Source organism: Burkholderia sp. LMG 13014, from assembly GCF_905232215.1.
GTDB lineage: Bacteria > Pseudomonadota > Gammaproteobacteria > Burkholderiales > Burkholderiaceae > Burkholderia.
Genome location: NZ_CAJNKE010000174.1, coordinates 1 through 10,869, shown reverse-complemented (window position 1 = coordinate 10,869; position 10,869 = coordinate 1). Strand labels below are relative to the sequence as shown.

Annotated in this window: 12 protein-coding genes, 1 tRNA gene, 2 pseudogenes and 1 riboswitch; of the genes and pseudogenes, 9 read left to right on the top strand and 6 right to left on the bottom strand. The window is 65.7% G+C overall.

Features of this window, described 5'->3' with window-relative positions; genetic code table 11:
- Positions 1-273: pseudogene (glyA, locus tag JYJ84_RS18300) on the bottom strand (serine hydroxymethyltransferase); the annotation flags it as partial.
- Between the two features lie 137 nt (positions 274-410).
- Positions 411-511: riboswitch (ZMP/ZTP riboswitch) on the bottom strand.
- 180 nt (positions 512-691) lie between these two features.
- On the opposite strand from glyA, the gene JYJ84_RS18295 reads away from it, so the two are divergent.
- The 9 genes from JYJ84_RS18295 to JYJ84_RS18255 all read left to right on the top strand — a co-directional run bounded on the left by JYJ84_RS18295 (position 692) and on the right by JYJ84_RS18255 (position 7,236).
- Positions 692-1,438 (top strand): SDR family NAD(P)-dependent oxidoreductase, encoded by a 747-nt coding sequence (locus JYJ84_RS18295; protein WP_175222381.1) that lies wholly within the window; start codon positions 692-694, stop codon positions 1,436-1,438.
- A 103-nt stretch (positions 1,439-1,541) separates the two neighbouring features.
- Positions 1,542-2,027 (top strand): tol-pal system-associated acyl-CoA thioesterase, encoded by a 486-nt coding sequence (gene ybgC / locus JYJ84_RS18290; RefSeq protein ID WP_175222382.1) that lies wholly within the window; start codon positions 1,542-1,544, stop codon positions 2,025-2,027.
- Between the two features lie 130 nt (positions 2,028-2,157).
- Positions 2,158-2,835, top strand: coding sequence for a protein TolQ (tolQ, locus tag JYJ84_RS18285; RefSeq protein WP_021157170.1), 678 nt, complete (start codon positions 2,158-2,160; stop codon positions 2,833-2,835).
- 10 nt (positions 2,836-2,845) lie between these two features.
- Positions 2,846-3,295: a protein TolR gene (tolR, locus tag JYJ84_RS18280; RefSeq protein ID WP_031399575.1), complete on the top strand. Its 450-nt coding sequence runs from the start codon at positions 2,846-2,848 to the stop codon at positions 3,293-3,295.
- Positions 3,292-4,347 (top strand): cell envelope integrity protein TolA, encoded by a 1,056-nt coding sequence (tolA, locus tag JYJ84_RS18275; RefSeq protein WP_122944578.1) that lies wholly within the window; start codon positions 3,292-3,294, stop codon positions 4,345-4,347. Before tolR ends, tolA begins: the two co-directional genes overlap by 4 nt.
- Positions 4,348-4,456: 109 nt before the next feature.
- Complete coding sequence (gene tolB / locus JYJ84_RS18270; RefSeq protein WP_122944577.1) at positions 4,457-5,752, top strand: Tol-Pal system beta propeller repeat protein TolB; 1,296 nt, start codon at positions 4,457-4,459, stop codon at positions 5,750-5,752.
- 17 nt (positions 5,753-5,769) lie between these two features.
- On the top strand, positions 5,770-6,282 hold the full coding sequence (gene pal / locus JYJ84_RS18265; RefSeq protein WP_122944576.1) for a peptidoglycan-associated lipoprotein Pal: 513 nt from the start codon (positions 5,770-5,772) through the stop codon (positions 6,280-6,282).
- Positions 6,283-6,301: 19 nt separating this feature from the next.
- Positions 6,302-7,051 (top strand): tol-pal system protein YbgF, encoded by a 750-nt coding sequence (gene ybgF, locus JYJ84_RS18260; protein ID WP_011351071.1) that lies wholly within the window; start codon positions 6,302-6,304, stop codon positions 7,049-7,051.
- A gap of 108 nt (positions 7,052-7,159) precedes the next feature.
- Positions 7,160-7,236 (top strand) — tRNA-Lys (locus JYJ84_RS18255).
- 102 nt (positions 7,237-7,338) lie between these two features.
- Here the strand turns inward: JYJ84_RS18255 and JYJ84_RS18250 are convergent.
- The 5 genes and pseudogenes from JYJ84_RS18250 to JYJ84_RS18230 all read right to left on the bottom strand — a co-directional run.
- The gene (locus JYJ84_RS18250) at positions 7,339-7,746 is read right to left on the bottom strand and encodes a DUF3592 domain-containing protein (protein ID WP_175222323.1); all 408 of its coding nucleotides are present in this window, start codon (positions 7,744-7,746) and stop codon (positions 7,339-7,341) included.
- Positions 7,747-7,818: 72 nt separating this feature from the next.
- Positions 7,819-8,766, bottom strand: coding sequence for a fatty acid desaturase family protein (locus tag JYJ84_RS18245; protein ID WP_175222324.1), 948 nt, complete (start codon positions 8,764-8,766; stop codon positions 7,819-7,821).
- Positions 8,763-9,380, bottom strand: coding sequence for a phosphatase PAP2 family protein (locus tag JYJ84_RS18240; RefSeq protein WP_175222325.1), 618 nt, complete (start codon positions 9,378-9,380; stop codon positions 8,763-8,765). Before JYJ84_RS18240 ends, JYJ84_RS18245 begins: the two co-directional genes overlap by 4 nt.
- The gene (locus JYJ84_RS18235) at positions 9,377-10,534 is read right to left on the bottom strand and encodes a hypothetical protein (protein WP_175222326.1); all 1,158 of its coding nucleotides are present in this window, start codon (positions 10,532-10,534) and stop codon (positions 9,377-9,379) included. Before JYJ84_RS18235 ends, JYJ84_RS18240 begins: the two co-directional genes overlap by 4 nt.
- A pseudogene (locus JYJ84_RS18230) lies at positions 10,531-10,869 on the bottom strand (hypothetical protein); the annotation flags it as partial. The gene JYJ84_RS18235 and the pseudogene JYJ84_RS18230, both read right to left, overlap by 4 nt.

The window sequence follows — 10,869 nt, the reverse complement described above, 5'->3', positions numbered from 1 at the left end:
CGCTTCTGCACCGAACAGCTGCTTCACGCGGTCGATCGCCAGCTGCTCGACCACATCGACGTATTCGCAGCCGCCGTAGTAGCGCTTGCCCGGATACCCTTCCGCGTACTTGTTCGTGAGTTGCGAACCCTGCGCAGCCATCACGGCCGGGCTCGTGTAGTTTTCCGACGCGATCAGCTCGATGTGATCTTCCTGGCGACGGTTTTCCTGCTCGATCGCGGCAAAGATTTCGGGATCGACGTTCGCGATGGTGCTTTGGGCTCTGTCAAACATACGGTTTCCGTTAAGTGTGTACAGGTGGACCGGAGCGGCCGAGTACGGTGTGCTGCTGGCGGGACCAGCTCGACGTGGCGGAAGAATCCGTATGACGCGAGGCAGGACAGCCACCGGCGATGCACGCGACGGCGCACAACGGCTGCCCAGGCGAACGGCAAAAACGGCGCCCCGCGCTTCACGGTGGGATGCTCCACCTTGAACCCGAAGGGTTCTATCGCCAGTCACGCGGGGGTGATGAGCGCGTTAGTGTATTGGATGCGTCATGAATAGGCAACCGCACGGCGGTGCGCCGGAAGCAATTGGGGCCAGACTCTACGCGCCCGTGCCGGAACGCTTTGCCGCCTTGCCGCGGTGCGGCAATCTCAGTAGGCTTGCGGGAATCCACCCGCTATTTTGTCATCGACCAGGAGCAGCAATGATCGTGTTCGTCACAGGCGCGTCCGCCGGCTTCGGCGCCGCCATCGCCCGTGCCTTCGTCAAGGGAGGCCACCGCGTCGTCGCGACCGCGCGCCGCAAGGATCGTCTCGATGCGCTCGCCGCCGAACTCGGCGATTCCCTGCTGCCGCTCGAGCTCGACGTACGCGATCGCGCGGCCGTCGAGGCCGCGCCGGCCGCCCTTCCCGCCGAATTCGCGGCACTCGACGTCCTCGTCAACAACGCCGGCCTCGCGCTCGGCGTCGAGCCGGCCCAAAAAGCCAGCCTCGACGAATGGCACACGATGATCGATACGAACTGCACGGGCCTCGTCACGGTCACGCACGCGCTGCTGCCCGGCATGATCGATCGCGGTCGCGGCCACATCTTCAATCTCGGCTCGGTCGCGGGTTCGTACCCTTATGCGGGCGGTAACGTCTACGGCGCGACCAAGGCTTTCGTCAGACAATTCAGCCTGAACCTGCGCGCCGACCTGCTCGGCACGCCGTTGCGCGTCACCGACATCGAGCCGGGCCTGTGCGGCGGCACCGAGTTCTCGAACATCCGCTACCGCGGCGACGACGCAAAAGCGGCAAACGTCTACAACAATGTCCAGCCGCTGATGCCCGAGGACATCGCCGACACGATCTACTGGATCGCGACGCGCCCGGCGCACGTCAACGTCAACACGATCGAGCTGATGCCGATCGCGCAAGCACCCGGCGGCCCGACCGTCCACCGCGGCTGAAGCCACGCGGGCCCGGCCCCTTCCGGGCCGGCCCGCAGTGTGCTACGGCATACTACATTCCGTTACGAATCGGTTACGAATCAGGCTCTTGCCTTCCGGTAGAATGCGCGCCATGACCCAGCCTACCCGCTCCCCGGAAGCGCCCTCCGGCTTCATCTGGCCGGTGCGCGTGTACTACGAGGATACCGACGCAGGCGGCATCGTCTTCTATGCCAACTACCTGAAGTTCTTCGAACGCGCCCGCACCGAGTGGCTGCGCGCATGCGGCATCGACCAGCGTCAGCTCGCCGACGATACCGACGCGATCTTCGTGGTCCGCAGCACGTCGCTCGACTACCGCGCGCCGGCGCGACTCGACGACACCCTGGCGATCACGAGCCGGCCCGGACGCATCGGCCGCGCATCGGTGGACTTCGCGCAGGAAGCCTGGTGCGGAAACACGCTGCTCGTGGCCGGACACATCCGTCTCGGCTGCGTCGACCGTACCGGCATCCGGCCCGCGGCCATCCCGCCGGCCGTGCTCGACGCGCTGCAGCGCGGGCCCGTCATCAACGACGGGCAGACTGCACTGTCAACGAAGCTCGCATGAGCGCCGTTTAGACAAAGCCTATGAACTTGCCTTTCTGATTCGATACTAAGCAAGGTTCGGCGCCAGGCATGGCCGGCGCGCCGCGCCGCACGCATACCGGGCGCCCCGAAGGGACGTTACTCAAACCTCTATGAACACTTCTCAAGACCTGTCGATCATTTCCCTCGTCCTCAACGCGAGCGTGCTGGCCCAGGCCGTGATGGGGCTGCTGCTGCTGCTGTCGCTGATGTCGTGGACCTTCATCTTCCGCAAGTGGTTTGCGATCCGCCGCGCGCGCGCGCAGACCGAACGCTTCGAGAAGGATTTCTGGTCGGGCGGCGACCTGCAGGCGCTGTACCAGAGCGCGGCCAACAACCGCCACACGATCGGCGCGCTCGAGCGGATCTTCGAATCGGGCATGCGCGAGTTCCTGAAGGCGAAGGAAAAGCGCATCAGCGATCCGGGCCTCGTGCTCGACGGCGCACGCCGCGCGATGCGCGCGTCGTTCCAGCGTGAAATGGACGTGCTCGAAGCGAACCTCGCGTTCCTCGCGTCGGTCGGCTCGGTCAGCCCGTACATCGGTCTGTTCGGCACGGTCTGGGGGATCATGAACTCGTTCCGCGGCCTCGCGAACGTGCAGCAAGCCACACTCGCGAACGTCGCGCCGGGCATCGCCGAGGCGCTCGTCGCCACCGCGATCGGCCTGTTCGCCGCGATTCCGGCGGTGGTCGCGTACAACCGCTACGCACACGACATCGACCGCCTCGCAATCCGCTTCGAGACCTTCATCGAAGAGTTCTCGAACATCCTGCAGCGTCAGGCCCAGTAAGGAGCGCGCCATGGCAGGAAGTCCCATCCGATCCAGCATGCGCGGCGGCCGCTCGCGCCGCGCAATGGCCGACATCAACGTCGTGCCGTACATCGACGTGATGCTGGTGCTGCTCGTGATCTTCATGGTCACCGCACCGCTCGTCGCCCCGTCGATCATCAATCTGCCGACCGTCGGCAACGCCGCGCCGCAGGAGCAGACGCCGCCCGTCGTCGTCAACATCAAGGCCGATCGCACGATGAGCGTCAAGTACAAGGGCGACTCGGGCGCGACCCAGGAAGACACGATGACGAAGGCCGAGCTCGACAGCTTCATCGCCGCCCGGCAGGCCGATCATCCCGACCAGCCGGTCGTGATCGCGGCTGACAAGACCGTGCAGTACGATGCAGTCATGACCGTGATGTCCGATCTGAAGGCGCGTGGCGTCAAGCGCGTCGGCCTCCTCGTCAAATCGCAATGAACCGGCAGCAATCCACGCGCAGCTCCGCCTACCCGCCTCGGCCTCCCCGCGAGCGCGGCACCTGGCGCGCCTTCGCGCTCGCCGCGCTGATGCACGTGCTGCTCGCGCTGTTCCTGTATCACGGCGTGCAGTGGCAGAACAGCACGCCAGCCGGTGCCGAGGCCGAACTGTGGACCGAGGTGCCCGATGTCCCCGCGCCGCGGCCCGTTGTCACACCCGCACCGCCCGTGAAGGTCGCGCCGCCCCCTCCCCCGGTGCGCGACGAGCAGGCCGACATCGCGCTGCAGCAGAAGAAGCGGCAGCAGGAAGCGGCCGCGCGTGAAGCGCTGCTCGAGCAGCAGCGCCGCGCGCAGCAACTGAAGGCCCAGCAGGAAGAGGAAACCCGGCGCGCGCAGCTCGCGGCGCAGCAGGCAGCCGCACTCGCCGCGCAGAAGGCCGCGGAGCGCGACAAGCAGAAGCAGGCCGACAAGCTCAAGCAACAGCAGCTCGCCGAACAGCAGAAACTCGAACAGCAGAAACTTCAGCAGCAGAAGCAGGCGCAACTCGAAGCGCAGCAGGCGGCGAAGGCGAAGGCCGACGCGGCCGCGAAGGCAAAGGCGGAAGCCCAGGCCAAGGCGAAGGCCGAAGCCACGGCACGCGCGAAGGCCAGCGCGGCAGCGAACGCGAAGCTCGACCGCGAGCGCAGCGCACGCCTGGCACAGATGCAGGGCCTGTCCGGCGCCGGTGAAGGCGGCGGCGAGGGCCTCGCGAAAAGTGGCACCGGCACGGGCTCCGGCGGCAATGCCGCGACGCCCGGCTATGCCGACAAGGTGCGCCGCCGCGTCAAACCGAACATCGTTTGGGGCGGCGAGCGAGCAGGCCTGACCACCGTCGTCAAGATTCGGTGCACGCCGTCCGGTGACGTATTGAGCGCATCGGTTTCCCGCTCCAGCGGGAATTCGGGGTGGGATCAAGCCGTGGTCAATGCGATCCACGCATCGGTCCCGTTGCCGCCCGATTCTAACGGTCGTACCCCGTCGGACATTACGATTACCTTCAAGGCGGCGGAGTGAAAGGAAATGCGCTTACACTCCGGGCGTCGCTGTCGGACGGGAACGAATCGGGTATTTTTACTGTCTCTGCCGTTGCGCAGCGATCCAAGTCATACGGGAAGCAAGAAGCATGAGTTTGATGACAAAGCTAGGTTTCAGGGCACTCGTGGCCTCGTGTCTGATTACGGCGGGCAGCGCCGCTAACGCCCAGGTCAACGTGCTGATCACCGGTGTCGGGTCGACCCAGTTCCCCATCGCCACCGCGAATTTCACGAACGAGGCGAACCTGCCGCAGCAGGTTACGTCGATCGTCCGCGCCGACCTCGCCCGCAGCGGCAAATTCACCAACATCGACGCAGGCAGCACGCCGGTGCCGGAGAGCGCCTCGGTCGATCTCGGCGCATGGAAGGCCAAGGGCGCCAATGCGTTCGTCGCCGGCAGCGTGAACCGCGAGGCAAACGGCCAGTACAAGGTCAACTTCATCCTGTACGACACCGTGAAGCAGCAAAGCCTCGGCGGCCTGTCGCTGACGGCCACCGATACCACGCTGCGCACGGCCGGCCACAAGATCGCCGACTACATCTACCAGAAGCTGCTCGGCGTGCGCGGCGTGTTCGCCACGCGCCTGTCGTACGTGATCAAGACCGGTAACCGCTACCAGTTGCAGATCTCGGATTCGGACGGCCAGAACGCGCGCATCGCGCTGTCGAGCACCGAGCCGATCATCTCGCCGTCGTGGTCGCCGAGCGGCACGAAGGTCGCGTACGTGTCGTTCGAGCGCAAGAAGCCGATCGTCTACATCCACGACCTGCCGACCGGCCGCCGCTACATCGTCTCCGACCAGAAGGGCAACAACAGCGCACCGGCCTGGTCGCCGGACAGCAACACGCTCGCCGTCGCGCTGTCGCTGACGGGCAATACGCAAATCTATACGGTCAACTCGACGGGCGGCGGCCTGCGCCGCCTCACGCAGAGCAGCTCGATCGACACCGAGCCGTTCTACTCGCCGGACGGTCGCTGGATCTACTTCACGAGCGATCGCGGCGGTGCGCCGCAGATCTACCGGATGCCCGCACAGGGTGAAAGCGCCGGTGCCGCGCAGCGCGTGACCTTCACGGGCAGCTACAACACGAGTCCGCGTATCAGCCCGGACGGCAAGCTGCTCGCTTACATCTCCCGCACGGGTGGGGGCTTCAAGCTGTACGTTCAGGATCTGCAGTCCGGCGCGGCGAACGCCATCACGAATACGAATCGCGACGAATCGCCGAGCTTCGCGGCAAACGGCCAGTACCTTCTGTACGCTACCCAGTCGGGTGGTCGCAATGTTCTGGCAGCAGTGCCCTCCGACGGCAGCGCGCCGCCGCAAATCCTGTCCGTCCAGGGCGGCTCCGTTCGTGAGCCGTCGTGGGGGCCCTTCATGCAATGACCACAAGGAGAGTAACCATGATGTCGAATAAAGCTCGTCTGGCCCTGGCCGTGATGATGATCAGCGCGCTCGCAGCGTGCAAGTCGGGCGTGAAGCTCGACGACAAGGCAAACAACGCGGGCGCGGTCAGCACGCAGCCGAGCGCCGACAACGTCGCGCAAGTGAACGTCGATCCGCTGAACGACCCGAACAGCCCGCTCGCGAAGCGCAGCATCTACTTCGATTTCGACAGCTATTCGGTGAAGGACGAGTACCAGCCGCTGATGCAGCAGCACGCTCAGTACCTGAAGAGCCACCCGCAGCGCCACGTGCTGATCCAGGGCAACACCGACGAACGCGGCACGAGCGAGTACAACCTCGCGCTGGGCCAGAAGCGTGCGGAAGCCGTCCGCCGTGCGATGGCACTGCTCGGCGTGAACGATTCGCAGATGGAAGCCGTGAGCCTCGGCAAGGAAAAGCCGCAGGCATCGGGTCACGACGAATCGTCGTGGGCGCAGAACCGTCGCGCCGACCTCGTCTACCAACAGTAAGTAACGGAAGAATCGCCGTATGACGCACCGTGTATCCCTGCTGCGCGTTGCCGCAGCATTCTGCGTCGCCGGCGCGGCGTGGTCGGCCGCGCCGGCGCACGCCGGCGTGTTCGACGACAACGAAGCGCGCCGCGCCGTGCTCGATCTGCGCAGCAAGACCGACAACCTGGCGAGCCAGCTGTCGGCCGCCCAGCGTACGATCCTCGATCAATCCGGCCGTCTCGACCAGCTGAACCAGCAGGTCGCGACGCTGCGCGGCGAGAACGAGGATCTGACGAACCGGCTGACGACGCTCGAGCGGCAGCAGAAGGAGTACTACCAGGATCTCGACACGCGGCTCAAGAAGTTCGAGCCGCAGCAGGCGACGATCGATGGTGTCGAAGGCACCGTGCAGCCGGGTGAAACGGATGCGCTCAGTGCGGCGCAGCAGCAGTTCCGCAACGGCAACTTCAAGGCGGCGGCGGCTTCGTTCCGCGCGTTCATCGCGAAGTATCCGCAGAGCCCCTACCAGCCGACCGCTCAGTATTGGTACGGCAATGCGCAATACGCGCTGCGCGACTACCGCGGTTCGACCGCAACGTGGCAAGGGATCGTCAGCAAGTTCCCGCAGCATCCGCGCGCAGCCGACGCCCTCGTGGCAATCGGCACGAACCAGTTGGAGCAAGGGCAGAAGGCGGCCGCGAAGAAGACGTTCGAGCAGGTCGTCTCGCAGTACGCCGGGTCGAACGCTGCGCAGACGGCGCAGGGCAAGCTTGAGACGATCAAATAATTATCGCGGCGGGTTGTTGACAGCTCAGCATTCCGTCGCTATAATCTTTTGCTCTTTGGGTCGCTGCAGAAGTTGTTGAGGCAACGAGCCAACAGGTTTCAAGAACGTGGGGTGGTAACTCAGTTGGTTAGAGTATCTGACTTTTAATCAGAGAGTCGAGGGTTCGAGTCCCTCCCACCCTACCAACTATCTTTGATAGTGCAAATTAAAGCCTCCCATGCGGAGGCTTTTTTGCGTCTGTCGCTTGCCGTGTCGAGCGCGCAATCCCGATAACGCCCACGACGCACTCAGTCGCGCCCGGCGCCCGATCCCGGTCGAAGCGATTGCCCCGTCAATCCTGCGTAAAGAAATGCGATCGTGAAAGCGATCAAGATGATCGACTCGAGCCAGGTGTTCGTGAACGTATCGACCTCTGCACTGGCTCGCGGCCTGGCCGGGACATAGCGAACGGGAACCGTATCACCGACCTCCACCGTCACGAAGCTCCCCGGAAACGATACGTGCTCGCCGCTGTTCGTCACGAACGCGATCAGCGGGTGATGCTCGCCGTGGGTCAACCGGACAACCGTTCCCTGCACGGCAACGGACGACCCGATGAAAGCGAAACGTTCGTCGATCGATGCCGCGCTGCACATCGCCAGGATCGCGCCGATCACCAGCGCCACGTAATTGAACCTGCTGGTCTCGTCGGCCATCCTGTTTCCCGGTCTCGATCCGCTCATGACTCCCGCACCGCACGGGGCAAGCAATGCCCCCTCCCCCGCGTATCAGCGCACACTCACGTCGCGCAGCACCGCACCATATCCCGCGTACAGATTGCCATCAGGCAGCAACTGCCGCTGCGCGAGCTGCCGATGCACGACCGGCAGGTTATGGAACGGCATCCGCGTGAACAGGTGATGTTCGATATGAAAATGAATCGCGTGCGGGCCGAACAGAAACGTCTGCCATGAACGCCGGACGATCGTGCGCGCGTTGCGGCTCTGATCGGCACATGCGGGCAGTCCCGCGTGCTCGAAGATCGCGCGCACCTGTCCGGCGAGCGGCAGCAGCGTGACGGATGGCACGATCCACAGCGTGACGTACAGCAGCGGATGTCCGGCCAATGCGAGCGCACCGAACAGCGCGCCGTTGCCGGCCAGCATCGACGCGACTTCCCACGCGGCATACGCACGCGACTTCGCGACCTTCGGCAACGCATGCGCAAACTCGCCGCGCGCGAGCTTCACGACACTCGTCACGTAGCCGATCCCGCACGCGTACGCGAGCAGGCGGCCGATCAGCCGTCCGCGTGATAGCGGATAGTCGCGTACCCCAAAGAGCAGCGCGACCGGATCGTCCGACTGCATCGGTGCGCGATGGTGCTTCAGATGGCCGGCACGATACGTGCGCAGCGACAGCCACAGCGGGCCGGCCGCGAACAGTTGGCCCAGCGCATCGTTGGCGCGCCGGTTCCGCGCCAGCAACCCGTGCGCGCCTTCGTGCATCATGACCGCCAGCGCAAGCTGGCTGCGCGCGATCACGATCGCGGCCAACGCGTACACGAGCGGATGCGGCAACGCGATCGCCACCGCGAACGCAGCGGCAATCATCAGCCAGTCGCCTGCCAGCGCCGCGCCGACGCGCAACGCGCTCACACGATACAGCGCGGGATCGGGCACGAACCGCACAAGCTCGGCCTTCGGCCCGGCAGGGTGAACGCGGGTATCCGTCACGCGAGCCTCCCGCGCAGCGAACGCCGTTCGACCCACAGCGCACTGGTCACCGCGAGTGCCACGCCGCCCAGCACATCGGCAACCGTATGCTGCTTGAGCGTCAGCGTCGACGTGCAGATCAGCAAACCGATCGCCACCGTCACGTTCCGCCGCCGGTCCGCCAGCATCCGGCAGGCAAGACACGTCACCGCGACATGCAGGCTCGGAAAGCCGTTGGCCGCGAGATCGAGCTGCCACATGCGCGCGAGACGGTGGCGCACGAACGCGTTGCCGATCTCCGCGACGTCGGGCCGCGGCACGCTTTCCGGAAACAGCAGGAAGCACACGACACCGAGCACGAACGCGATCATCACGGCCTCCTTGAACGCGGCGAATGCGGGCGGCCGCGCATACGCGGCAAGCGCAATCACGAACGGAAAGAAGCCGACATAGACGAACCACGACCATGCGATGAACGGAATCCGCGCATCGATCGCCGTGGCAAATACGTAGCGCGGCGTGACGCTGCGCTCCAGCAGAAAGAAGATCGCGAGGCCGGCTGCCATACCGAACGTCGCGGCCAGCATCTGCCGGATATCGGGCCGGCGATCGTCAAGAAACGACAGTGAATTCATCGTGGCGCCGACGCCTCGCATCGCGTATCCGCATCGGCCACCTGCGCACGCGGACGCAGTGCAAGGAGGCGCGATGTCCACGCTTCCACGCGCGCTCGCGCATGCTCGCGGCCGGCGATCGTTCCTGCCTGCGTGCCGGGATGGCGCATCAGTTCGGCGGCGGCCTGCCCGACTTCCCGCCGGAACGCGACCGCATCGCCGCGCCACGTGACGACGCGGTGCACGAGGTGCAGCCGTGCGGCGCGCGCGGCGTTGCTCGCCTGCTCGGGCTGATCGGACTGCACGAGCAGGATCGGGCGGCGATACACGCGCGCAATCGACAACGCGGCCATGCCGGGTGCCGACACGATCAACGGTGCATGGGCAGCGCGCGTCGCCCAGTCGGCATCGACGCCGGTCCAGCCGTCGTGCCCGGCATAGCCCTCGCCCACGCGGTGTGAAGCAAGCCCCGCGTCGCGCATGCCGGCCGACAACGCGTCGGCGAGCGCGATGTCGCGGAAATGCGGATTCAGATAGACGGCTGCGGCAGCCGGTTCCGAAGCCGGACGCTCAGCGACGACCGGCACCGGCGTGGGCAGCCGGCAATGGAGATGCGATTGCTGCGCATCGTCGGCGGCGTCATACGCAAAATCGTGCTCGATGCAGCACCGCGCCGAATCGATCTGCCAGTCGACGATCCGTGCGAACGCGCGCGCCAGCACGCGCGGCAGCCGCACATCGAAATTCGCGGTCAACGCACGACGCAGGCTGCCGCCGTACACGTGGACGACGCGGCGCCGCCAGCCCGGCATCGCGCCCATGAACAGCAGCGCCGGATGAAACGAGTCATTGATGACGAGATCGGCATCGCGGACGATTGCACGCAGCCGCGCGATGTCGCGCAGCATGCGCGTCGGCCTGAACACGTAGTGCGCGACATTGCGATCGGTCGCATCGCGCAGCATGTTCTGCCGTTCGTCGAACTGCACCGCGTAGTGACGGGACAGCACCGCCGAGTCGACGCCGAACGCAGCCAGGAAGGCCTGCCCCGCATCGGACGTCGTCAGCACGTCGACCGCTGCGCCGGCCGCGCGCAACGCATGCACGAGCAGTTGCGCGCGCATCAGGTGACCTCGCGCGTCGGCCGTCGCCAGGTAGACGATCCGCGGCATCATGCGCGCGGACGAAGCGACTGGATCCAGCCGGCCGCGACCATCGCCAGCGCGCCCGTCACGCCGAAACCGGCTTCGATCGCGCGGATCTCGTTCAGCAACATGGCGAGATGCGCGGCCTCGGACGGTGCAACGAGACGCCTCAGCGTATCCGCGCAGAGCCTGACGTGGCGCGTCTCGTCGGCGAGCACGCGCGAGAGCAGCGGATACAGCGGATGCGCATCGCCGATCGTCTCGCAGTGGCGCGCGAGCACGCGCATCGCCATCTGTTCCGCGCATAGCCCCGTCGCATAGGCCGGCACGAGCACGCCTTGCGCGAAATGCGGCGCATGGCGCTG